We start from the raw sequence: 22,714 nt of genomic DNA on the forward strand, positions 1-22,714 counted from the left end.
CAGATCGGGTCTCTCAGGGCTGTTCGTCTAGGGAAAATATGCGGGTGGCGGCGGTCCATTTGGCGCCGGGGACGGACCAGGGCAATGGCCGCTGGGCGCCGTCCATCTGCGCTTCCCAGGCCTGCACCGCCGGATCGGCGGCGTCGGCCGCCGCCTTGGCCGCCGGGTCGAAATCCGGGCCGGTCTCCATCAGCATGACCAGCCGGTTGCCGCTGCGATAGATGTCCATCGCCCGAACGTCGGCAGCGCGGATGCTGGCGCCGATGGCCGGCGGCAGCGCGCCCGATGCGTGCCATGCCTCATATTGGGCGATGGCAGCCGCATCGTCGGCGAGGTCGATCAACAACACATGACGCATCACATCACCCAGCCGCCGTCGATCACATGGACCGCGCCGGTAGTGAAGGCAGCGTCGTCGCTGGCGAGATAGAGGACCAGGCCGGCAATCTCCTCCGCCTTGCCCAGGCGTCCCATCGGCTGGCGTGCGACGAAGGCGGTCTGGGCGGCTTCATAGTCGCCGGTGTCGTGCAGACGCTGCTGCAGCGAAGGCGTGTCGACGGTGCCGGGGCAGATGCAGTTGCAACGAATGCCCTGCCCGACGAAATCGGCGGCGACCGCCTTGGTCAGGCCGATCACGCCCGCCTTGGTCGCGCCATAGGCGAAGCGGTTGGGGATGCCCTTCACCGAGCTGGCGATGGAGGACATGTTGACGATCGCGCCCGCGCCCTTTTCCACCATGCCCGGCAGGAAGGCCGAAATGGTGTGATATTGGGCGGTCATGTTGAGCGCGACGGCAAAGTCCCAGTCGGACTGGCTGCATTCCAGGATATTGCCGGCATGGACGACGCCGGCAATGTTGGCGAGGATGTCGATCGGGCCGATGTCTGCGGCGAGCGCGCGCACGGCGGCACCGTCAGTGACGTCGAGGGCAAGGCGTTCGCAGCCCTCCAGCCCGTCGAGCGCATCGAGATCGCGGTCGGTGGCAAAGACGCGGGCGCCCTCCACCACGAAACGCTCGACCGAGGCGCGGCCGATGCCGCGGGCGGCGGCGGTGATGAGCGCGGTCTTGCCGGCGAGACGGCCGTTCTGCGGGGCGCTCATGCGCGCGCCACCATCGGCAGACATTCGGGACCGATGGGATCGAAAGCCTTGTAGGTCAAAATAAACTCCTGATGGCCCAGTTGTTCGGAAAGGCTGCGCTCGCCCGCCGCGACGGCGAGGATGGCATCATAGATTTCCTGGCCGACCTGATCGAGGGTCGCTTCCCCCTCCAGGATGCGGCCGGCATTGACGTCCATGTCGGCGGCCAGGCGGCGACCGGTTTCGGGATTGGCGCAGATCTTGATGACCGGCGAGATCGCCGATCCGACCACCGATCCACGCCCGGTGGTGAACAGGGTGACATGCGCGCCGCAGGCGATCAGCTCCACGATTTCGGCATTGTCGGAGATGTTCGGGAAGCCAAAGCGCGGCTCGCCATCGGGCACGACGTCGAGCAGATAGAGACCGCCCATCGGGGGGATATCGCCCGGCTTCAATATGCCGTCGATCCGCGAGCTGCCCGACTTGCTGTAGGCGCCCATGGATTTTTCCTCCTGGGTGGTGAGGCCGCCTTCGGCATTGCCCGGCGCGAAGCTGCCAAAGCCCATGACGGTATAATAGGCCTCCGCCTTCTGCACGCAGGCCTCGATCGCGGCGGCGAGTTCGGGCGTGGCGGCGCGGTCGGCCATGATCTTCTCGCAGCCGACCAGTTCGCCGGTCTCCTCGAAGATGCAGGCTGCCCCTTCCGCCACCAGCCGGTCGAAGGCGCGGCCGACCGCCGGATTGGCGGTGATGCCGCTGGTGCCGTCCGACCCGCCGCAGATGGTGGCGACGACCAGTTCCTCGACGCCCATCGGTACGCGCTCGACCGACGCGAGCTGTGCCCGCACCCGATCGACCGCCTCCAGCCCGGCGGCGATGGTGGCGGCGGTGCCGCCCTTTTCCTGGATCACCAACAGTTCGGCCGGGCGGCCGCTCGCCTCCACGACGGCGCGCAATTTCTCTCGATTGAAGCTTTCGCAGCCGAGCGAGACGATGACGAGGCCACCGACATTGGGATGGGTGGCGATCGCCTCCATCACCTTGGCCGCATAGGCGTTGGGATAGCAGCCGGGGAAGCCGATCAGTTGGACATCGGGATCATCGGCCTTGTCGACGATGCGGCGCGCGACATGGTGCGCGCATTCGACCAGATAGGCGACGGCGACGACATTGCGGATGCCCTTGCGCCCGTCGGACCGGAGCCAGCCCTGGATCATGCGCCCTGCTCCAGCGCGGTGCGGGTGTGGCTGCTGATATAATCGCTCTTCATATTGTGCATATGGACCCATTGGCCGGCGACGACCGGCGCGGTCATCGAGCCGATCGGCGCGCCATATTTGATGACCTTGTCGCCCTGCGCGAGTGCGATGCGGGCGATCTTGTGGCCGATCGCGATGCCTTCGCGCGCGGGGATGGTGCCGCCCGATACGGGCAGGATATCGCCCGCCTCGATCGCGCTGACGCAGATCAGCACATTGTCGTTAGGGTGCAGCAGGATGAGGCGGCTGTCATGTTCAAGCATGGCTGTGGGCCTTGGCAAGAGGATGGGCACGGGCGGCGGCGTCGAGCGCCGACCAGAGCGTGGCTGGAATGGAGGCGCCCAGGCGGGCGATCGTGTCATGGACCTGGTCCGCGCCGACCAGGCCGGGGATCACGGCCATGACCTGCGGGTGGCGCAGCGGAAATTGCAGCGCGGCGGCGGGCAGCGCGACGCCGGCGTCGCGGCAAAGCGCCGCCATGGCCTGAGCGCGAGCGAGGATCGCCGCGTCCGGGGCGGCATAGTCGAAATGGAGCGGTCCGCTGAGATCGCGAGCGAGGATGCCGCTATTATAGGGACCGCCGACGATGACCCGCACATCGGCGCTGGCGCAGCGGTCGAGCAGTTCCTCCGCGCCGCGATCGAGCAAGGTGTAGCGGCCGGCGATCAGGATCGCGTCCAGTTCCACCCGGTCGAGCAATTCGTGGCAGATCGCGACTTCGTTGACGCCGATGCCGATCGCGCCGATCGCGCCGGCGTCCCGCAGGTCACGCATCGCCCGATAGCCGCCGTCGAGGAAGGCGGCGAGATGATCATCATGCGCATCGCCATGGGTCAGGCGGCCGATATCATGGGCGAGCAGCAGGTCGATCCGGTCGCGGCGCAGGCGCTTCTGGCTGCTTTCGAAGGAGCGCAGCACGGCGTCATGGCCATAGTCGAAATGCGGCTCGAACGGGTCGGCGTCGACGAAGCCATGGCGTTCGCCCTGCGCGTCGGTGGGCCGCAGCAGGCGGCCGACCTTGGTCGAGACCCGCGCCCTGCCCTGCGGGTCATGGTCGGCAAGCGCCGCACCCAGCCGCCGTTCGGCAAGGCCAAAGCCATAATGGGGGGCGGTGTCGAAATAGGCGATGCCGGCGGCGAAGGCGGCGTCGAGGGTGGCGCGCGCCTCCGCATCGCTGACGACGCGATAGAGATTGCCGATGGGCGCGGTGCCCATGCCCAGGGTCGGGAAATCGATCATGCGGCGGCTCCCTGCGTGACGCGATAGAGACGCGCGGCATTGTCGGCGAAGATGGCGCGATGCGCCGCGACCGGCACCAATGCGCGGGCGAGGTCGAACCAGGCGGCATAATCGGACGCGAGGGTCAGCACCGGCCAGTCGCTGCCCCAGAGCAGGCGATCCGGGCCGAACAGGGCGAGCAGTTCGGCGATGAAGGGGGCGGCGGCGCCCTCCCCCGCCCCCGGCGCCAGCTCGGTGAGCAGGCCCGACAGCTTGCACGCGACATTGGGGCAGGCGGCGAGATCGGCCATGGCGGCGCGCCAGTCCGCCGGGATCGTATCGCCGACGAGCGGCTTGGCGGCGTGATCGATGATGATGCTGAGGTCGGGCTGGCGCCGGGCCAGCCGGGCGAGCGAGGCGAGATGATGCGGCCGCACTAGCGCGTCGAGCACCAGGCCATGGCGGGCCAGCGCCGCGAAGCCGGGCGCCAGCGCCGGATCGTCGAAACAGTCGGCCGCGCGGCCCTGCATCATCGGGCGAATGCCGACCAGCGGGCCGGCAACCTGCAGCGCGGCGACGCGGGCAGCGACATCGCCGGTCAGGTCGACCCAGCCGACGACGCCGGCGATGCGATCGGTTTCGGCGGCGAGTGACAGCAGCCAATGGGTGTCGGCGTCCGATTCCTGGCTCTGCACCAGGATCGCGGCGTCGACCTTGTTGGCATCGAGCTGCGCGACCAGATCATCCAGCCCATAATCGCGATGGATCGCCGGCAGGTCTTCGCCGGGCCAGGTGCAATCGTTGCGGCCGAGCTGCCAGAGATGGACATGGGCGTCGATCATGCCGCCCCGCCCTTGCCCCGCATGCGATGGGCATAGGCCGCGACCACCAGGAAGCAGAAAGCGGGCACCGCCATCGCGGCGTTGATCGTGCCGGCCAGGTCGGAAATCAGGCCCATGAGCGCGGTCAGCACTGCGCCGCCGATGATGGCCATGACGATCATCGACGCGCCCGGCTTGGTCAGCGGGCCGAGGCCATCGAGCGAGAGGACGAAGATGGTCGGATACATGATCGACATGAAGAAGCTGGCGGCCACCAGCGCGACGACGCCCGGCAGGCCGAGCCAGACCGAACCGACCAGTGCGAGGCCGAGATTGACGAGCGCGAACAGCCGCATCAGCCGCGCGCCATCGAAACGGGAGAGCAGCGCCGCACCGGCAAAGCGGCCGGCCATGAACAGGCCGAGCGACAGGGTCAGCAGCCAGGCGGCATGCTGGGCGGTGATGCCCGGCAGCGCGGCCTGGGCATAGCGGATGAGATAGCTCCAGATGCCGACCTGTGCGCCGACATAGAAGAATTGGGCGGCGACCCCGGCCAGATAGCGCGGACGACGCAGCAACTGGCGATAGCCGGCCAGCGGCGAGGCGGCGCCGGCATGGCCCTCCACCGCCGCCTTCGGGAAGGGCGTGCGCGCGAGCAAAGCCGCCCAAGCCAGCCCGACCAGCGCGATCAGCAGATAGGGCAGGCGCACGGCCGAGGCAGCAGCGGCGCCCTGTGCCGGGGCATCGGACAGGATCAGCGTCGCGCCCAGCGCCACGCCGGTGATCGAGCCGAGCGGATTGAACGCCTGGGCCAGATTGAGGCGGCGGGCGGCGCCCGCGGCATCGCCCAGCACCGCGACCATCGGATTGGCGGCGGTTTCGAGGAAAGCGAGGCCACTGGCGATCACGAACAGGGCGAACAGGAAGAAGGGATAGCTGACCGCAGCGGAGGCCGGCAGGAACAGCAAGGCGCCGAGCGCGAACAGCAGCAGGCCCAGGATCACCGTCGCCTTGTAGCCGAAACGCTGCGCCGTCAGCGCGGCGGGAATGGCGAAGCAGAAATAGCCCAGATAAAAGGCCGACTGGACCAGGCCCGAGGCGAAGTCCGAAATGGCAAAGGCGTGCCGGAAATGGGCGATCAGCACGTCGTTGAGATTATTGGCAAGGCCCCAGAGAAAGAAGAGGCCGATCGTCAGCATGACCGCCATCTTTGTGGCGCCGCTATCTTCCTGTCTGTCTACCCTGGCATCTGCCTGCATCACCCATCCTCTCTATTGGCGAACATGGCAGGCCCGTCCCTCTTGGGATCGGGCCTGCGCAGTCGGGGGAGGTTATACGCCTCCCAGACGGATCAGTAGCTGATCCGGGCCGTCAGGCTGATGCGACGGTCGTTGACCACCACGTCACGCGGGCGGCTGTCGATGCCGAAATAAGTCGCACGACGGGTGTTGGTCAGGTTGGTGCCGTCCAGCGCCACCGCGAACTGCGGCGTCACATTATAGCTGATCGAGGCGTCGAGCTGACCGAAGGGCTTGTTGAACACCGGCAGGCTGCCGGTGCCGTTGCCCGCCGTGGTCACGACATATTTGCTGCGCCAGTTATAGGCGACGCGAGCCGACAGGCCGCCCTTCTCGTAGATGCCGACGATATTGTAGTTATATTTCGACAGCAGTTCGAGCGGAACGTTTGTGACCGGGCCGCTGGTGGCGGGCGACGGTGCCTGCGAGTCCACATAGGTGAAGTTCGCCTGCATGCCGAGGCCGTCGAACGGACCGGGCAGGAAGTCGAAGAACTGCTGATAGGCCAGTTCAAAGCCCTTCACCTTGCCCTTGGCGACATTGCCATAGGACGTCACTTCGTAAGTGTAGGTGTTGCCGTTGTCGAAAGTCACTTCACGGTTGGCGACCGCAGTCTGGATGTAGTTCTTGATATTCTTGTAGAAGGCCGCCGCGGTCAGCGAGCCGGTCCGCGAGAAATACCATTCCAGCGTCGCGTCCAGATTGTCCGACTTCATCGGCTTCAGATACGGGTTGCCGCCGCTGGCCGTGTGAATCTGATTTTGCTGCGCACTACCCGGCTCGGTGATTGTCAGGCTGGGAGCAAGCTGGGTGAAGCTGGGGCGCGAAATATTCTTCGCGGCCGCGAAACGCAGCTGCAGATTATCGGTCAGGTGGACGCGCAGGTTCAGGCTCGGCAGGACCGAGGTATAGTCATCCGACACCGCAATCGGGTTGAACACGGTCGGGCCGTTGGTTTCGGTGCCATCCGGATTCTGGATGATCGTGGTCTGCTGATAAAAGCCCGACACGTCGAGATTGGTGCGGATCACGCGGACGCCGATATTGCCGTCGACCGGATCGGCCTTGAAGAAGGCGGTGGCATAGCCGGTGAAGGTCTTCTGCCGCTGCTGGTTGGTGCCGCTCTGGGTATAGGCCGGCGCGCTGGCAATGCCCAGCGTGTCGAGCGTATCCTGATAGTTGCGGATGATGCCGCGGTTGAAGGCGATGATGTTGCCGAACAGGTCGGCGTCGCCGCGGAAGAAGTCGCCTAGGTCAACCGTTTCCAGTTCGCTGGGGATGCCCGACAGGCCGGTATAGCGATAGCCGGTGTCGATCGTGCGGTTCTTGCGGTCGGCATAGCGGAAGCCCGCCTTGATCGACGACAGGATGCCGGCATCGAAGCGATATTCGGCGTCGAGGCGCGCGGTCTTGTCCGACGCCTTCGATTCATTGAGGTTATCGAGATAGAAGGCGCTGGTGTAGGTCGCCGGGTTGGTGAGGCCGGTTTCCGAACCGATGTTCACGACCGGGACCGAACCGGAAATATCCTGATAGAGGGTGTCGGCAACGCCGTTCAGGCCGAAGATCGAGCGCAGATTCTTGGTCTTGGCATCGACATACTGGCCGTCGGCGGTGATCGTCAGATTGTCGACCGGCTTCCACTTCAGGTTCAGCGAATAGTCCGTCGTGATCGAATGACGGGTCTGGGAGCTGGTGTTGTTGCCGATCGGCACGTTGATGAAGGTGCCGCTCTGGAAATCGCCATTGTCGGCATAGGTGAAGGCCGCGCCCGGCTGAGGCGTAATCGCGACGTCGCCGCTATAGGCGAAGAAGCTGTAATCGTCGTAACGGAACTTGTAATCCGAACGGAAGACTTCGGCGGTCAGTTCCAGCGTGTCGCTGGGACGCCACTGCAGCGCGACATCGGTGCCGAGGCGACGACGATCGCCATAGACTTCGCCGATACCAGTGCCGTGCGGCAGGGTCGTGGTCTGGCCAAGACGACCGAGTTGGACGGCGGTCGCATAATCGACCGGCGAAACGGGATTACCGTTCGCATCAACCGACTGATCGAGCGTGTAGAAGGGCTCGGTCGAGATGGTGTCCTGACGGAAGGCGGTCTTCTGGAACGAGACGCTGGCGAGGATGCCGATTTCACCGATGCCGGTGTCCCAGCGGTCGCTGACCATCAGCGAGGCCGAAGGCTTGAACTTGTCGGTCAGGTCGAAATAGCTCTGGGTCGCGGTGGCGGCGACCTTCAGACCGTCAAAGTCGAACGGCTTGCGGGTGCGGAAGTTGATCGTGCCCGACAGCTGATCCTCGATCAGGTCGGCCGACGGGTTCTTGTAGACGTCGATGCCGGCCAGCAATTCGGACGGAATGTCTTCCAGGCTGAGCTGGTTGGCGCCCGAGGCGGTGAAGATGTCGCGGCCGTTGAGTTCGGTGCGGACCTGGGTCAGGCCGCGGATCGCGACCGAGCTGCCTTCGCCATATTGGCGCTGCACCTGGATGCCGGGGATGCGCTGCAGCGCTTCGGCGACGTTCCGGTCGGGCAGCTTGCCAATGTCTTCGGCGACGATCGAGTCAACGATCACGTCGCTGTTGCGCTTGATCGACTGGGCGCTGGAAAGGCTGGCGCGGACGCCGGTGACAACGATGCCATCTTCGGACGCAGGAGCATCGCTCGACTGTTCCGCAGCCACATCCTGGGCGTGCGCCTGCACGCTGCACCCCAGCATGACGCTGGCGAGCGAGATACCGGCGAGCAATTCCGCACGCGACGGCACGTTAAAATTCTTGAACATTTGGTCCCTTCCTCTCCCCTGGCCCCTGGTCGGAGCACTGATCGATTCGGCGCCGCGATGCCGCGGCAAAAACATATTCCCCTGCCGTGATATTTCCCTATTGGGAGCGATACCAACGCGGCGCCCTATTACTCTCCGTTTCCAATTTGTGAAATATAAAAATTGATTTCACCTGTAGATGGTGTGTAGGGAAGGACCAACAGATGATGGCGCTACCAAAGGCGAGATAGCGCCCGATTGGTGAGGGGATCGGGATGGAAGGCAAGGCGCGCTACCAAGCGCCGGCCCTGAAGAAAGGGCTGGAAATTCTGGAGCTTCTGGCCGGTTCCAGCGAGCCGCTGATCATGTCCGACATCTCCGCCGCGCTTGGCCGGTCGGTCAGCGAGATTTTCCGCATGCTCCAGGTGCTGGAGGAACATGGCTATATCGCCCGCGCCGAGGATGGCTATCGCCTGACCAATCGGCTGTTCACCCTGGGCATGAGCCAGCCGCCGATTCGCGACCTTGCCTCGACCGCCCTGCCGGTGATTCAGGAACTGGCGCGGCAGGCCGGGCAAAGCTGTCATATGGCGGTGGTGTCGGGCGCGGAAATGGTCGTCATCATCGCGATCGAGGCGCCGGGCCTGTCGGGCTTTGCCGTGCGCGTGGGCTATCGCCGGCCGCTGCACCGCTCCAATTCCGGCCGCATCCTGCTCGCCTTCCAGTCGCCCGAAAATCGCGAGGCGATGCTGAAGGACATCCGGGCCAGCGATCCGCAATTGGAGGAAGGCGATCTGGTCGCGCGGCTGGACGCCGCCGTCGCGGCGGGCGGCGCGGTGTCGCCCAGCCCGATGCTGACCGGCATCACCGACCTGTCGGCGCCGATCCTGGTCGGCGGGATCGCCCGCGCATCGCTGACCATGCCCTTCGTCGACGGCGCCGCCAACCGGGCGAGCATCGAGCAGTGCAATGACCTGGTGCGCGCCGCCGCGCAGGCGATCGGCGCGGCCATGTCGCCGATCAAGGATGCGCCGTCCCGCGCCACCGCCATGGAGGAGGATCAATGACCCTGCTGGATCGCCGCACAGCGCTGATCGCTGCCGCCGGCCTTGCCGCCCTGCCCGGCCTTGCCCCCGCGCAGACGACCGCGGCCGACGAGGTGATCGAGCTGTGGCCCGGACCGCCGCCCGGCAACACCGGCGCGCGGATCGTCCGCAAGATCGACGACCAGTCGAAAGACCCGGCCAAGCCCGATCGCTGGGTGACGGGGATCGCCCGCCCAGTGCTGGTGGTGCGCCGTCCTGCCCGCCCCAATGGCGCGGCGATGCTGGTAGTGCCGGGCGGCGGCTATGGCTTCCTGTCCTACGACAATGAAGGCACGAGCCAGGCCGCCTGGCTCAACGACCGGGGCATCACCGCCTTCATCCTGCTCTATCGCCTGCCCGGCGAAGGCTGGGCGCAGCGGCAGGATGTGCCGTTGCAGGATGCCCAGCGCGCGATGCGGCTGATCCGCGCGCGGGCTGTCAATTTCGCTGTCGACAAGGGCCGCGTCGGCGTGCTCGGCTTCTCGGCCGGCGGTCATCTGGCGGGATCGCTGGCGACGCGCCATGGCGAGCGCGTCTATGCCCCGGTCGATGCCGCCGATCGGGAAAGCGCGCGTCCCGATGTCGCCGGCCTCATCTATCCGGTGGTCAGCCTCGACGCGCCCTTCACCCATGGCGGGTCGCGCGACATGCTGCTGGGTGAGGGCGCCAGCGCCGACATGCGCCGGGCGCAATCGGTGGAGATGCGGGTGGCCGCCGATACGTCGCCCATCTTCCTGGTCCATGCCAGCGACGACGGTCTGGTGCCGCCGGCCAACAGCATCGCCCTGTTCCAGGCGATGGAGGTGGCCAAGCGCCCGGTCGCGCTCCATATTTTCGAGGATGGCGGCCATGGCTTCGGCAACCGCCTGCCCCGGACGATGCAGGCGTCGGCCTGGCCCGGTCTGTTCATGACATTCGCCGCCAAGCAGGGATTGCTGGCGCAATGAAGACAGCGCTGTCGATAGGCCTGCTCGCGCTTGTCGCCAGCGCTGCGTCCGCGGCACCCGCCCCCTATCAAAGCGCGCCCGAACGCCGCACCGTCGCGGAAAAGGATTGGGGGCCATGGCTTGGCCCGTTCCGCGCGAAACTGGTGCCCAGCCTGATGCAGGATTTTGGCGAACGCTATCTCTACGCGCCCGCTAACGCCGCCCTGCCCGCGCCGAAACCCGGCGAGCAGCGCGTGGTGTTCCTGGGCGATTCCATCACCGATCGCTGGAACCTGGCGGCCAGCTTCCCCGGCAAGCCCTATGTCAATCGCGGCATCGGCAGCCAGGTGACGGCGCAGATGCTGCTGCGCTTCCATCAGGATGTCGTGGCGCTGAAGCCGAAGGTCGTGGTGATCCTGTCCGGCATCAATGACGTTCAGGGCTTCCTGCAGCAGGAAACACCCGAACAGATCGAGGCCAATTGGGAAGCGATGGCCGACATCGCCACCGCCCATCATATCAGGGTCGTGTTCGGATCGATCCTGCCGGTCAACAACTACACGGATGCGGCGAAGGATGTGGTGGCGGAGCGCAAGCCAGCCGAACTGGTCGCGCTCAACCAGTGGCTGCGTGCCTATTGCGCGCAGCATGGCCATGTCTTTGCCGATTATCATGCCGCGATGGTCGATCAGAATGGCCTGATGGCCGCCGCCTATACGCAGGACGGCGTGCATCCGCTGGACAATGGCTATGCCGTGATGGCGCCGATCGCCGCCAGGGCGATCGCGCAGGCGCTAGGAACAAGGAAATGAGGACGACGATGCTGCGTTTCACCGCCCCCCTTCTCGCCGCTGCCTGCGCAATGGCGCTGGCCATGCCGGCCCTCGCCGAAACCAAGGTGCCGGGCGATCCGCATGCCAATGATCCAGTCGGCATCGTCGCCGATCCCTGCCCCACCCACGAGAAGCCGAGCGACGAGGCCGGCTGGAAGCTGTGGAACCTGCACATGCTGACCCGCGATTTCGGGCAGCTGTGCCGCTATGCCGCCGCCAACAAGGCAATCGAGGGCCAAAAGGTCCGCGTCGTCTTCATGGGCGATTCCATCACCGACAACTGGATCAACCTGGACCCGACCATGTTCCACAACGGGCTGGTCGATCGCGGCATCAGCGGCCAGACGACGCAGCAGATGCTGGTGCGCTTCCGCAATGACGTGATCGCGCTGAAGCCGCAGGCGGTCCACATCATGGCGATGACCAACGACATCGCCGGCAATACCGGTGCGGCGACGATGGAAACGGTGCTGGGCAATATCCAGACCATGGCCGACCTCGCCCGCGCGCACGGCATCAAGGTCATCATCGCCTCCGTGCCGCCCGCCGCCGCTTTCCCCTGGAGCCCCGGCATGACGCCCGCGCCGCAGGTCGCCGCGATCAACACATGGCTGGCCGACTATGCCCGCGCCAATGGCTTCACCTTCGTCGATTATCACAAGGCGATGGCACAGCCCGATGGCGCGATGAAGCCGGGCCTGTCGAGCGACGGCGCCCATCCGACCAGGGAAGGCTATGCCATCATGCGCCCGCTGGCCGAGGCCGCGATCGCCAAGACTTTGGGGGAAAAGTGATGCAGGATTTCGGACGCCGATCCTTCCTGGCGGGCGCGGCTGCGCTGGGCCTGGCCAATGCCGCCCGCGCGGCCAGCCCTATGGGCACCGCCAGAGGCCCGGTGCAGGCAAGCTGGCCCTCGCTGGTCGACAATTACCGCTATCCCGACTGGTTCCGCGACGCGAAGCTGGGCATGTGGTCGCACTGGGGTCCGCAATCGGTGCCGGCGCAGGGCGACTGGTATGGCCGCTTCATGTATATGCAGGGCCACCCGATGTACGAACATCACCTCAAGACCTACGGCCATCCGTCGGTCGCGGGGATGAAGGACATCCAGAATCTGTGGACCGCCGACAAGTGGGATCCCGATGCGCTGATGGCCAAATATCAGAAGGCCGGCGCCAAATATTTCATGGCGCTGGCCTGCCATCACGACAATCTCGATTGCTATGACAGCCGCTATCACGCCTGGAACAGCCTGCGCGTCGGGCCGAAGAAGGACATCGTCGGCATCTGGGAAAAATCGGCGCGCAAGGCCGGCCTGAAATTCGGCGTGTCGAACCATGCCGCCCATGCCTGGCACTGGTATCAGCCCGCTTATGGCTATGATCCGGTCGGCCCGCAGAAGGGCGTGCGTTACGACGCGTTCCGGCTGCGCAAGGAAGACGGCAAGGGCCAATGGTGGGATGGCCTCGACCCGCGCGAACTCTATACCGGCGGCCATGCCGTGCTGCCCGACGGCATCGACACGATCGAGGCGATGGACAAGTGGCACGACGCCAATAACGGCCAGTGGATCGAGACCGGGCCGAAGGATGACCCGGCCTATGTCACCCGCTGGCTGCTGCGCCAGACCGACCTGGTGGCGAAATACAAGCCCGACATGGTCTATATGGACGATCATGAACTGCCCTTCGGCCCGGTAGGGCTGGAAGCGGCGGCGGACTATTATAACCGGTCGATCGAATGGCACGGCAAGATCGACGTGGTCATGACCGGCAAGCAGCTCAAGCCCTATGCCCGGTTCGGCATCGTCCAGGATGTCGAGCGCGGCTATACCGACCATATCTGGGACGAGCCCTGGCAGACCGACACCTGCATCGGCGACTGGTTCTACAATATCGCCCGGCTGACCGACAAAAGCTACAAGAGCGCCGAGCAGGTAATCCAGCGGCTGGCCGATGTCGTGTCGAAGAACGGCAATCTGATGCTGTCCATTCCGCAGCCCGGCGACGGCTCCATCGACAGCGAGGCGGAGAAGATACTGGACGCGATGGCCGGATGGATGGTGCATGGCGGCGAGGCGATCTTCGGTTCGCGGCCGTGGAAGCGCTATGGCGAAGGGCCGACCCAGGCGATCGTGGGCATGCAGAATGAGGAGAAGGCCAAGCCCTTCACCGCGCAGGACATCCGATTCACCACCAACAAGGGCGCGCTCTATGCGCTGTTCCTGGGCAAGCCGGCCGGGTCTACGACCATCCGCTCACTGGCGCGCGGCCAAGGGACTGGCACAATCGAGCGGGTGACGCTGCTCGGTGGCGGCCAGCTTGCCTTCCGTCAGGATGGCGCGGGCCTCCACTTCACCATGCCGCACGGCATCGATTTCGTCCCCGCCGTCCGCATCGACGGCCGGGGTCTGGTTTAATGCAAGTACAGGGAATGACTGGGATGATCGCAAAGGGCTTCAAGGCAAGACTGGCGGGGATCGCATTGGGTGCATCCTGCATCGCCATCGCCGCACCGGCGCTGGCCGCGCCGATGGCGCTGCTGGACCGCAATGGCAGCCGGGTCGCGATCGAACCCTATGCCCCCAATATCGTGCGCGTCACCATCGCGATGGACCCGGACCTGGCGCAGGCGGCACCGGGCGAAGGCCCCAATGCCAAGGCCGATGCCACCGGCTGGACCCATAGCAGCGACGCGACCGGCGACATCTTCACCTCCTCGGCGATCTCGCTGACGATCGATGCCCAGCCCTGGCCCGGTGCGCCGACCCAGATGCAGCGCTATTTCGCGCCGGCCCTGCCGCCGGTCAGCCTGTCGGTGAAGGATGCCAGCGGCACCGTCCTCACCAAGATGACCGGCTGGGAAATGGCGCCCGTGACCGTCAATGGCGAGAAGACCTTCAAGGTCGGCGCCAGCTTCGACGCGCCGCTGGACGAGCATTATTACGGCCTGGGCCAGAACCAGGAAGGTTATATGGATCTGCGCGGCAAGCAGATCGACTGTTCGCACAGCTATGACGCGCCGGCCGGCGAGACCGTCTGCGTCCCCTTCCTGGTCACCAACAAGGGCTATGGCATCGTCTGGGACAATCCGGCGCGCACTTTGGTGTGGCCCGGCCTGCACAATTCGACCCGCTTCCAGAGCCAGGTCGGCGAGCGCGTCTCCTTCTTCGTCATCACCGGCAAGACCACCGATGACCTCTATGCCGGCTATGCCAAGCTGACCGGCGCGACGCCGCTGCCGCCCAAGGCCGGTTTCGGCCTGATCCAGAGCAAGGCGCGCTACGAGAGCCAGAAGGAATTGCTCGACGTCGCCAATGGCTATCGCCAGCGCAATCTGCCGCTCGATATCATGGTGCTGGACTGGTTCTACTGGACCCGCATGGGCCAGCTCGACATCGACCGCACCTATTATCCCGACCCCAAGGGGATGAACGACCAGCTCAATGCCATGGGCATGCGGTCGATCATCAGCGTGTGGCCGCGGTTCGAGCGCGAAGGCCGCTATTTCGAGTATCTCAAGTCCAAGGGCTGGTTCCTGAAGGACAAGGACGGCAATCCGGTCGACGGCCTGCCGATGCGGTCCGACCGGGCCGGCGCGCTGATCGACAGCACCAATCCGCAAGCGCGGGAATGGTTCTGGGGCAAGCTGCGCGACAATATCGCGAGCCAGGGCTTCGACTGGTTCTGGCTGGACGAGACCGAGCCCGATCTGGTGCCGGACGGCTATTTCTACTCGATCGGTTCGGGCGACCGCTATCATAATCTGTTCCCGCTGGTGCATACGTCGGGCGTGGCCGAAGGCTCGGAGCGCGACCGTCCCAATTTCCGCAACATGATCCTGGCGCGCGCCGCCTATCTGGGCTCGCAGCGCAATGGCGGCCTGTTCTGGTCGTCCGACATCAAGTCGACCTGGGAAGCGCTCGACCGGCAGGTGCCCGCCGGCCTCAACTTCACCGCGTCGGGCCTGGCCTATTGGGGCAGCGACATTGGCGGCTGGCAGTGGCCGAGCGGCCCCAAGGCGCAGCATCCGGTGCTGCTCGATCCGGCCGGCATGACGGCGGCGGGTGCGGACTATACCGATTATCCCGAACTGTTCGTGCGCTGGTTCCAGTATAGCGTGTTCACGCCGACGCTGCGCATCCATGGCCAGCGCCCGGACACGGAATTGTGGACCTATGGCAAGGCAGCCGAGCCGATCCTGGCCGACTGGCTGCGCCTGCGCTACACGCTGATCCCCTATATCTATGCGCTGGGCCGCCACACCTATGACACCGGCGCGCCGTTCATGCGCGGCCTGTTCATGGACTTCCCGAACGACCCCAAGGTGTCGGACATCGGCGACCAATATATGTTCGGCCCCGCCTTCCTGGTCGCCCCGGTGACCAAGCAGGGCCAGACCAAGCGCCCGGTCTATCTGCCCGCCGGCACCGCCTGGTATGATTATTGGACCAACCAGAAATATGAGGGTGGCCAGACGATCGAGGTGGATGCCCCGATCAACCGCATGCCGCTGTTCGTGAAGGCCGGTTCGATCGTGCCGATGGGCGTGCAGGTGAAGAGCACGGCCGAGAAGCAGGCCCTGGAGAGCATCCGGGTTTATCCGGGTGCCGACGCGCGCTTCACCCTTTATGACGATGACGGCACGACCAATGCCTATCGCAAGGGCGGCATGAAGGCTGAGCTGGTCTGGGACGACAAGGCAAAGACGCTGACGAGCAAGACGAAGCTGCCCACCGGCCAGGCCATCAGCGGCCTGGTGCAGATCGTCGGTCAATAAGGAGACAAAGAAGATGACGGGTATCAATCGCCGCGAACTGGGCCTGGGCTTGGGCGCCGCCGCGCTGGGCGCGGGCCTGGCCGGCAGCACCGGCGCGAACGCGCAGGCCGCAGCCGCAGCCGCGGCCGCCGGCGCGCCGCAGGGCAGCCTCGCCTTCCCTTCCGACTTCCTGTGGGGCTGCGCCACCGCATCCTATCAGATCGAGGGCGCCGTGAACGCCGATGGTCGTGGCCAAACCAACTGGGACGTGTTTTCCCATACGCCCGGCAAGGTCGCCAATGGCGACACCGGCGACATCGCCTGCGACAGCTATAACCGCTATCAGGACGATATCGCCCTTTTGAAGGCGCTGGGCGTGAAGGCCTATCGCTTCTCGATCGCCTGGTCGCGCATCTTCCCCAATGGCCGGGGCAAACCCAATGCCAAGGGGCTGGACTATTATAACCGGCTGGTCGACGGCTTGCTGGCGGCGGGCATCACCCCGCATGTCACCATGTTCCACTGGGATCTGCCCCATGCCCTGCCGGGCGGCTGGCAGAATCGCGACACCAGCTACGCCTTCGCCGACTATGCCGGCTATACCGCCGGCAAGCTGGGCGACCGCGTCAATCACTTCATGACGCTCAACGAGCTGCGCTGCTTCACGGACCTCAGCTACATGACCGGCGGCAAGGCGCCGGGCCTGAAGCTGCCGATGAAGGAGGTGAACCAGGTGCGCCACCATGGCGTGCTGGCCCATGGCCTGGGCGTACAGGCGATCCGCGCCGCGACCAAGTCGGGCACGCAGGTCGGCATTGCCGACAATCCCAACATCTATGTCCCCGCGATCGAGACGCCCGAACATATCGAGGCGGTGAAGAAGGCCGTGCGCGAAGAGAACGCCATGTTCCTGACCGCGATCATGGAAGGCCGTTACATCGACAGCTACCTGACCGCGCAGGGCAAGGATGCGCCGGTGGTCAAGGAAGGCGACATGAAGCTGATCGGCGCGCCGCTCGATTTCCTGTCGGTCAATGTCTATACCGGCAACACCGTCCGCGCCGACGAGAGTGCGCCGTCGGGCTACAAGATCCTGCCCCATCCGGGCCAGGCGCCGCGCATGCCCTCCCCCTGGCTCTATGTCACGCCGGAGGTCATCTATTGGGGGATGCGCGCCATAGCCGAGAACTGGAAGCCCAAGGGCCTCTACATCTCGGAAAATGGCTGCTCGGCGGACGACAAGGTGGCCGAAGACGGCAAGGTCTATGACACCGACCGTGTCATGTATCTGCGCAATTACCTCACCCACCTGCAGCGCGCGACCCGCGAGGGGCTGCCGGTGAAGGGCTATTTCGTCTGGAGCCTGATGGACAATTTCGAGTGGGAGGACGGCTATACCAAGCTGTTCGGCATCCACCATGTCGACTTCAAGACCCAGAAGCGCACGCCCAAGCTCAGCGCCGACTGGTATCGCGAACTGGTGCGCACCAACAAGCTGGTGTGACCCGAGCGCCGCCGCCATCCCCTTGCGGATGGCGGCGGCGACCTAGGGCCAATCGCCCCTAAAATTCCACGCCATATCGACATATGGCGTCGCATGGGCATTATCCCCTCGCATTGCCGGCCGCTGACTCGCGCCGCGCAATATCCAAGAGAGATAAGGAGTTACCCATGACGATGTCGCCGCTGTCCCGTGCCTCCCGCGCCGCCTGGCGGACGCTGGCCTGTGCCGGGCTGCTGTCCGCTTCCGCCCTGGCCGTGGCGGCCACGACCGCGCCGCAGTTCGACGTCGCGCGCATCGTCAACGACATCAAGATCCTGGCCAGCGACGAGTTTGAAGGCCGTGGCCCGGCGACCCGCGCCGAGACCAAGACGATCGACTATATCGCCAAGCAGATGGCGGCAGCCGGGCTGAAGCCCGCGGGCGACAAGGGCACATGGTTCCAGGACGTGCCACTGCGCATGTCGAACATCACCGGCACACCCAGCCTGTCGATGACCGTGGGCGGCGCGGCCCAGCCGCTGACCCAGGGCACGGAAATCGCCGTGCGCGCGGCCGAGACCGGCCAGTCGGCGGTCAAGTTCGCGAACCTGCCGCTGGTCTTCGTCGGCTATGGCGTGAAGGCGCCGGAACGCGGCTGGGACGATTTCAAGGGCGTGGACCTTAAAGGCAAGATCATGGTCGTGCTGGTCAACGACCCCGATTTCGAGGGCGGCGAAGGCGATTTCGGCGGCAAGCTGATGACCTATTATGGCCGCTGGACCTACAAGTACGAAGAAGCCGCGCGCCAGGGCGCTGCCGGCGTGCTGGTGGTGCATGAAAGCGAGCCGGCCTCCTATGGCTGGGCGACGGTCAAGAACAGCAACACCAACACCATGTTCGACATCGTCCGCGCCGATCCCAAGAGCGCCCACACCCAGATGGAAGGCTGGATCCAGAAGGATCTGGCCGCCAAGCTGCTGGCCGCATCGGGCGTCGATTTCGAAGCGGCCAAGGCGGCCGCGCGCAAGAAGGACTTCAAGCCCATTCCCCTGAAGGCAACGATGAGCGCCGACTATGCGGTGAAGTCGGAAATCATCACCTCGCACAATGTCGCGGGCATCCTGCCGGGCAGCAAATATCCCGACGAGACCGTCATCTATTCCGCGCACTGGGACCATCTGGGCATTGGCGCGCCGGACGCGAAGGGCGACACCATCTATAATGGCGCGCGCGACAATGCGTCGGGCACCGCCGCGCTGCTGGAACTGGCCCGCGCCTATGCCAAGGGACCGAAGCCCGAGCGTTCCGTCCTGTTCCTGGCAGTGACGGCCGAGGAGAAGGGCCTGCTGGGTTCGGAATATTATGCCGACAATCCCCTGCGCCCGCTGGCGACCACGGCCGGCGTCATCAACATGGACGGCCCCTTCGCCGCAGAAAAGACGGTCAATTTCTCCATCTCCGGCGCGGCGAAACTGGACCTGCTGACCCTGCTGACGCAGGAAGGCGAGAAGCTGGGCCGCCATTACACGCCGGATGCGCGCCCCGAAGCTGGCAGCTTCTACCGCTCCGACCATTTCCCGATGGCCAAGCGCGGCGTGCCCGCCATCTCGTTCAATCCGGGCCGCGAACTGGTGAATGGCGGCGCGGCGCGCGGCAAGGAACTGGGCGATATCTATACCCGCGATCGCTATCACCAGCCGGCCGACCAGTATGACGACAGCTGGAACACCAGCAGCTGGGAGGGCGACATGACCCTGCTCTACAATGTCGGTCGCCGCGTGGCCGACGGCCATGACTGGCCCAACTGGTCGAGCGACAGCGAATTCCGCGCGGCCCGCGACGCCAGCCAGGCACAGCGCAAGTAAGATGTGAGGCGTGGCGGCCGGGTCACCGGCCGCCATGTCATATCGGCAATTCGTGGGTCGACTTGATTTCCGACAGGGCGACGGTCGAGTTGATTTCCTGGACGCCGGGCAGCTTGCTCAGCCGTTCGAAGAAGAAGCGTTCATAGGCCTCGATATCCTTGGCCACGATGCGCAGCATGAAATCCATCGTGCCGAGCAGCACGAACGCCTCCAGCACTTCGGGAAAGCCGCCGATCGCGGCGCTGAATTCGTCCAGATTGGCGCGGCCATGGGCGTTGAGCTTTACCTGGGCGAAGACCTGGGCATTGAGGCCGACCTTGCGCCGGTCGAGCAAGGCCACCCGCTTGCGGATCAGCCCTTCCTTTTCCAGCCGGTCGATGCGGCGCCAGCAGGGCGACGGGGTCAGCCCGACCTTGTCCGCGATCTCCGCCGTGGTCTGGCTGGCATCGCGCTGCAATTCGCGGAGAATCTTCCGCTCGAAATGGTCGAGTTCGATCATATTTTCCTACATATCGCCGATGACAGGATAATTCATCCTCATATTGGCGATATCGGGCTTCAAATCAGGCAAGATTCTTCTCCGGCGACCGGCGATAAGGCGGCATCATCCCGAGGAGAAGAATATGGTTTCCCGTCCTGCCCGCCTGAACCCGCCGATGCAGTCGGTGCGGCTGCTTGATCCCGCCAGCGGGCTGGACGGCGTGATTGCCATCCACAGCACCGCGATCGGGCCGGGTGCCGGCGGCTGCCGCTTCTGGCATTATGCCGATATCGGCGCGGCGCTGGACGATGCCTGCCGCCTGGCCGAGGGCATGAGCTACAAGAATGCCATGGCCGGCCTGCCCTTCGGCGGCGCCAAGGCGGTGCTGCGCCGGCCCGAAGGCGAGTTCGACCGGGTCGCGCTGTTCCAGGCGTTCGGCCGCGCGGTCGAGGAACTGGGTGGCACCTATGTCACGGCCGAGGATGTCGGCACCAGCGTCGCCGACATGCAGGCGGTGGCCAGCCAGACCCGTCATGTTGCGGGCCTGGATGTCGCCGAGGGCGCGGCCGGCGGCGATCCGTCGCCCTGGACCGCGCTGGGCGTGTTCGAGGCGATGCAGGCGGCCGCCCGCCAGTCTCTGGGCGCCGAACTGTCCGACCTGACGGTCGCGGTGCAGGGCACCGGCAATGTCGGCGCGGCGCTGTGCCGTCGCCTGGCCGATGCCGGCGCCCGACTGGTGATCGCCGACATCGATCCGCGCCGCCGCAACACGCTGGCCGCCGTGCTGAACGCGAATGTGGTGGACGTGGCCGACATCGCCGCGGTCGAGGCGGACATCTTTGCCCCCTGCGCCCTGGGCGGCGCGCTCGATCCGCAGAGCGTGGCGGCGATGCAGGCGCGCCTGGTCTGCGGCGCGGCCAACAACCAGCTGGCGACGCCCGATGTGGCGGAGCTGCTGCGGACGCGCGGCATCGTCTATGTGCCCGACTATGTCGCCAATGCCGGCGGCATCATCAGCGTATCGGCCGAATATCTGGGCGAGGACCGCGCCAGCGTCGCCGCCCGCGTCGACCAGATCGGCGGCCGGGTCGCCCAGATACTGGACCAGGCCAAGCGCGAGGAGCGCTCCCCCGCGCTGGTCGCCGACGAAATGGCCGAGGCCATCATCGGCGAAGCAGAACGCCAGGCAGCGTGATTGCAAGCCGCAGTGATGCTACGCATCAGCGGCTTGATAGTCCCCCTTCCCCCCTGTGCTGCCGGTCAGTCCCGGCAGCGCAGGGTGGCGAGCGCCGCCAGCAGCATGACGGCGCCGGCAAAGGCCATGGTCCAGATCGGTTCGGTCGGGAAGAAATGGCGCATGATCGTGCCCATCACCGTCGCCACCAGCAATTGCGGGATGACGACGAAGGCGTTGAACAGCCCCATATAGATGCCGAGCTTGGTCTGCGGCACGCTGGAGGCGAGCATCGCATAGGGCATGGCGAGGGTCGAGGCCCAGGCGATGCCGATCGCCACTTCCGACAAGAGCAGCGCCTGTGCATCGCGCAGGACCAGGAAGGACAGGAAGCCGAGCGCGCCGAGCGTCAGCGCCAGCGCATGGGTCCGGGCCTGGCCGATGCGGCGGGCGAGCGGCTGGAGCAGGAAGGGCGCGGCGAAAGCGGCGACGCCATTATAGGTCGCGAAGAGGATGCCGACCCAATTGCCCCCTTCATTATAGGCCGCGCTGGTCGGGTCGGCCGATCCGAACACATATTGGGCGACCACCGGCGTGGTATAGATCCACATGATGAACAGCGCCGACCAGGTGAAGAACTGGACCAGCGCCAGCTTCTTCATCATCGCCGGCATGGTCGCGAAATTGCCGACCACATGGCTGAGCAGATTGTCGGTCCGGCCCTGCGCATGGAGGGTGCGCGCAACGATGCGGGCGATGCCATAGGCGGCAAGGAGCCCGCCCAGCAGATAGAGTTCCTTTTCCAGCGCCCAGGCCCAGACGGCAGCGATGATGGCGAGGCCTGCGACGATCCAGAGCGGACCACCGGCGGGGACCGGCGGCGCCTCCTCCCGGCCTACCGCGTCGCTGGCCTGGGCAAAGCCGGCCATCTGCTCGGGCGAATATTCGCGGGTGGTGAGCACGGTCCAGAGCACGGCGAGGAACAGCGCGGCGCCGCCGATATAGAAGCTGACCCGCACCGTGTCGGGAATCATGCCGGCGGGGGCGACATTGGACACGCCCATCTGGTCGAGCAGCCAGGGGGTGGAGGAACCGATCACCGCGCCGGTGCCGATGAAGGCGGTCTGGATCGCATAGCCGGCCATATGCTGTTCCTTCGCCAGCATGTCGCCGACAAAGGCGCGGAACGGCTCCATCGAGACGTTGAGCGAGGCGTCGAGAATCCAGAGCATCAGCGCGGCAGCCATCAGGCCGGGCGCATTGGGCATGCCGAACAGGGCAAGTGCCGCGAACAGCGCACCGGCGAAGAAATAGGGCCGACGCCGGCCGAGGCGGCACCAGGTGCGGTCGCTATAATGGCCGATCACCGGCTGGACCAGCAGGCCGGTCAGCGGCGCGGCGATCCACAGCAAGGCGAGATTGTCGAGATTTTCCCCCAGCGACTGGAAGATGCGCGACATGTTGGCGTTCTGCAGCGCGAAGCCGATCTGGATGCCGAAGAAGCCGAAGCTGATATTCCACAGTCCCCAGAAGCCCTGGCGCGGCCGGCTGTCGGACGTCAAAGCGCCCTGTGCCGGTCCCATTTCACTCATACCGGCCATCCCCATCCTTCGCCTTAACTTCGCACATTTCCCGCACATTTCGACATTAAGTTGCCCGCCCCTG

At 65.5% G+C, this 22,714-nt stretch carries 19 protein-coding genes; 9 read left to right on the plus strand and 10 right to left on the minus strand.

Features of this window, described 5'->3' with window-relative positions; translation table 11 throughout:
• Positions 1–13: 13 nt before the first annotated feature.
• The 8 genes from BRX37_RS19845 to BRX37_RS19880 all read right to left on the minus strand — a co-directional run bounded on the left by BRX37_RS19845 (position 14) and on the right by BRX37_RS19880 (position 8,465).
• Entirely contained in the window at positions 14–358 is a 345-nt protein-coding gene (locus BRX37_RS19845) for an L-rhamnose mutarotase (protein WP_125988924.1), read from the minus strand.
• Positions 358–1,125 (minus strand): SDR family oxidoreductase, encoded by a 768-nt coding sequence (locus BRX37_RS19850; protein ID WP_125988926.1) that lies wholly within the window; start codon positions 1,123–1,125, stop codon positions 358–360. Before BRX37_RS19850 ends, BRX37_RS19845 begins: the two co-directional genes overlap by 1 nt.
• A complete protein-coding gene (locus BRX37_RS19855) occupies positions 1,098–2,300 on the minus strand; it encodes a UxaA family hydrolase (RefSeq protein WP_125988928.1) in 1,203 nt (400 codons plus the stop codon). Before BRX37_RS19855 ends, BRX37_RS19850 begins: the two co-directional genes overlap by 28 nt.
• Positions 2,297–2,605, minus strand: a complete 309-nt coding sequence (locus BRX37_RS19860) for a UxaA family hydrolase (protein ID WP_125988930.1) — start codon at positions 2,603–2,605, stop codon at positions 2,297–2,299. Before BRX37_RS19860 ends, BRX37_RS19855 begins: the two co-directional genes overlap by 4 nt.
• On the minus strand, positions 2,598–3,581 hold the full coding sequence (locus BRX37_RS19865; RefSeq protein WP_125988932.1) for an aldo/keto reductase: 984 nt from the start codon (positions 3,579–3,581) through the stop codon (positions 2,598–2,600). Before BRX37_RS19865 ends, BRX37_RS19860 begins: the two co-directional genes overlap by 8 nt.
• Positions 3,578–4,402, minus strand: coding sequence for an amidohydrolase family protein (locus BRX37_RS19870; protein ID WP_125988934.1), 825 nt, complete (start codon positions 4,400–4,402; stop codon positions 3,578–3,580). The genes BRX37_RS19865 and BRX37_RS19870 overlap by 4 nt, the downstream gene beginning before the upstream one ends.
• A complete protein-coding gene (gene fucP / locus BRX37_RS19875; protein WP_318276795.1) occupies positions 4,399–5,580 on the minus strand; it encodes an L-fucose:H+ symporter permease in 1,182 nt (393 codons plus the stop codon). Before fucP ends, BRX37_RS19870 begins: the two co-directional genes overlap by 4 nt.
• Before the next feature lie 152 nt (positions 5,581–5,732).
• Positions 5,733–8,465 carry a TonB-dependent receptor gene (locus BRX37_RS19880; RefSeq protein ID WP_125988936.1) on the minus strand — a complete coding sequence of 911 codons (2,733 nt, stop codon included), beginning with the start codon at positions 8,463–8,465 and terminating at the stop codon, positions 5,733–5,735.
• A 254-nt stretch (positions 8,466–8,719) separates the two neighbouring features.
• Here BRX37_RS19880 and BRX37_RS19885 point away from each other — a divergent pair, with 254 nt between their 5' ends.
• From BRX37_RS19885 to BRX37_RS19920, 8 genes are all read left to right on the plus strand, one after another.
• On the plus strand, positions 8,720–9,511 hold the full coding sequence (locus BRX37_RS19885; RefSeq protein WP_125988938.1) for an IclR family transcriptional regulator: 792 nt from the start codon (positions 8,720–8,722) through the stop codon (positions 9,509–9,511).
• A complete protein-coding gene (locus tag BRX37_RS19890; RefSeq protein WP_125988940.1) occupies positions 9,508–10,476 on the plus strand; it encodes an alpha/beta hydrolase in 969 nt (322 codons plus the stop codon). The genes BRX37_RS19885 and BRX37_RS19890 overlap by 4 nt, the downstream gene beginning before the upstream one ends.
• Positions 10,473–11,267, plus strand: a complete 795-nt coding sequence (locus tag BRX37_RS19895) for a GDSL-type esterase/lipase family protein (RefSeq protein ID WP_125988942.1) — start codon at positions 10,473–10,475, stop codon at positions 11,265–11,267. The genes BRX37_RS19890 and BRX37_RS19895 overlap by 4 nt, the downstream gene beginning before the upstream one ends.
• An 8-nt stretch (positions 11,268–11,275) precedes the next feature.
• The gene (locus BRX37_RS19900; RefSeq protein WP_125988962.1) at positions 11,276–12,082 is read left to right on the plus strand and encodes an SGNH/GDSL hydrolase family protein; all 807 of its coding nucleotides are present in this window, start codon (positions 11,276–11,278) and stop codon (positions 12,080–12,082) included.
• The gene (locus BRX37_RS19905; RefSeq protein ID WP_125988944.1) at positions 12,082–13,707 is read left to right on the plus strand and encodes an alpha-L-fucosidase; all 1,626 of its coding nucleotides are present in this window, start codon (positions 12,082–12,084) and stop codon (positions 13,705–13,707) included. The genes BRX37_RS19900 and BRX37_RS19905 overlap by 1 nt, the downstream gene beginning before the upstream one ends.
• A 23-nt stretch (positions 13,708–13,730) precedes the next feature.
• Positions 13,731–16,067 (plus strand): glycoside hydrolase family 31 protein, encoded by a 2,337-nt coding sequence (locus BRX37_RS19910; RefSeq protein ID WP_125988946.1) that lies wholly within the window; start codon positions 13,731–13,733, stop codon positions 16,065–16,067.
• Between the two features lie 13 nt (positions 16,068–16,080).
• Positions 16,081–17,550 carry a GH1 family beta-glucosidase gene (locus BRX37_RS19915; RefSeq protein WP_125988948.1) on the plus strand — a complete coding sequence of 490 codons (1,470 nt, stop codon included), beginning with the start codon at positions 16,081–16,083 and terminating at the stop codon, positions 17,548–17,550.
• 167 nt (positions 17,551–17,717) lie between these two features.
• Complete coding sequence (locus tag BRX37_RS19920; protein WP_069337403.1) at positions 17,718–19,394, plus strand: M28 family metallopeptidase; 1,677 nt, start codon at positions 17,718–17,720, stop codon at positions 19,392–19,394.
• A 37-nt stretch (positions 19,395–19,431) separates the two neighbouring features.
• Here the strand turns inward: BRX37_RS19920 and BRX37_RS19925 are convergent, their stop codons facing one another.
• Positions 19,432–19,893: an Lrp/AsnC family transcriptional regulator gene (locus BRX37_RS19925; RefSeq protein WP_004208390.1), complete on the minus strand. Its 462-nt coding sequence runs from the start codon at positions 19,891–19,893 to the stop codon at positions 19,432–19,434.
• 124 nt (positions 19,894–20,017) lie between these two features.
• Between BRX37_RS19925 and BRX37_RS19930 the strand changes: the two genes are divergently transcribed.
• The gene (locus tag BRX37_RS19930; protein ID WP_010338936.1) at positions 20,018–21,070 is read left to right on the plus strand and encodes a Leu/Phe/Val dehydrogenase; all 1,053 of its coding nucleotides are present in this window, start codon (positions 20,018–20,020) and stop codon (positions 21,068–21,070) included.
• A 65-nt stretch (positions 21,071–21,135) separates the two neighbouring features.
• Here BRX37_RS19930 and BRX37_RS19935 read toward each other — a convergent pair whose 3' ends face one another.
• Positions 21,136–22,641, minus strand: a complete 1,506-nt coding sequence (locus tag BRX37_RS19935) for an MFS transporter (protein WP_125988964.1) — start codon at positions 22,639–22,641, stop codon at positions 21,136–21,138.
• Between the last annotated feature and the right edge of the window lie 73 nt (positions 22,642–22,714).

Source organism: Sphingomonas sp. S-NIH.Pt3_0716 (assembly GCF_003950715.1).
Taxonomy (GTDB): domain Bacteria; phylum Pseudomonadota; class Alphaproteobacteria; order Sphingomonadales; family Sphingomonadaceae; genus Sphingobium; species Sphingobium yanoikuyae_A.

Excerpts from the sequence above, each read along its gene's own strand:
- BRX37_RS19845 (WP_125988924.1), bottom strand. The coding sequence starts at position 358 with ATGCGTCATGTGTTGTTGATCGACCTCGCCGACGATGCGGCTGCCATC.
- BRX37_RS19850 (WP_125988926.1), bottom strand. The coding sequence starts at position 1,125 with ATGTCTGCCGATGGTGGCGCGCGCATGAGCGCCCCGCAGAACGGCCGT.
- BRX37_RS19855 (WP_125988928.1), bottom strand. The coding sequence starts at position 2,300 with ATGATCCAGGGCTGGCTCCGGTCCGACGGGCGCAAGGGCATCCGCAAT.
- BRX37_RS19860 (WP_125988930.1), bottom strand. The coding sequence starts at position 2,605 with ATGCTTGAACATGACAGCCGCCTCATCCTGCTGCACCCTAACGACAAT.
- BRX37_RS19865 (WP_125988932.1), bottom strand. The coding sequence starts at position 3,581 with ATGATCGATTTCCCGACCCTGGGCATGGGCACCGCGCCCATCGGCAAT.
- BRX37_RS19870 (WP_125988934.1), bottom strand. The coding sequence starts at position 4,402 with ATGATCGACGCCCATGTCCATCTCTGGCAGCTCGGCCGCAACGATTGC.
- fucP (WP_318276795.1), bottom strand. The coding sequence starts at position 5,580 with ATGCTGACGATCGGCCTCTTCTTTCTCTGGGGCCTTGCCAATAATCTC.
- BRX37_RS19880 (WP_125988936.1), bottom strand. The coding sequence starts at position 8,465 with ATGTTCAAGAATTTTAACGTGCCGTCGCGTGCGGAATTGCTCGCCGGT.
- BRX37_RS19885 (WP_125988938.1), top strand. The coding sequence starts at position 8,720 with ATGGAAGGCAAGGCGCGCTACCAAGCGCCGGCCCTGAAGAAAGGGCTG.
- BRX37_RS19890 (WP_125988940.1), top strand. The coding sequence starts at position 9,508 with ATGACCCTGCTGGATCGCCGCACAGCGCTGATCGCTGCCGCCGGCCTT.
- BRX37_RS19895 (WP_125988942.1), top strand. The coding sequence starts at position 10,473 with ATGAAGACAGCGCTGTCGATAGGCCTGCTCGCGCTTGTCGCCAGCGCT.
- BRX37_RS19900 (WP_125988962.1), top strand. The coding sequence starts at position 11,276 with ATGCTGCGTTTCACCGCCCCCCTTCTCGCCGCTGCCTGCGCAATGGCG.
- BRX37_RS19905 (WP_125988944.1), top strand. The coding sequence starts at position 12,082 with ATGCAGGATTTCGGACGCCGATCCTTCCTGGCGGGCGCGGCTGCGCTG.
- BRX37_RS19910 (WP_125988946.1), top strand. The coding sequence starts at position 13,731 with ATGATCGCAAAGGGCTTCAAGGCAAGACTGGCGGGGATCGCATTGGGT.
- BRX37_RS19915 (WP_125988948.1), top strand. The coding sequence starts at position 16,081 with ATGACGGGTATCAATCGCCGCGAACTGGGCCTGGGCTTGGGCGCCGCC.
- BRX37_RS19920 (WP_069337403.1), top strand. The coding sequence starts at position 17,718 with ATGACGATGTCGCCGCTGTCCCGTGCCTCCCGCGCCGCCTGGCGGACG.
- BRX37_RS19925 (WP_004208390.1), bottom strand. The coding sequence starts at position 19,893 with ATGATCGAACTCGACCATTTCGAGCGGAAGATTCTCCGCGAATTGCAG.
- BRX37_RS19930 (WP_010338936.1), top strand. The coding sequence starts at position 20,018 with ATGGTTTCCCGTCCTGCCCGCCTGAACCCGCCGATGCAGTCGGTGCGG.
- BRX37_RS19935 (WP_125988964.1), bottom strand. The coding sequence starts at position 22,641 with ATGAGTGAAATGGGACCGGCACAGGGCGCTTTGACGTCCGACAGCCGG.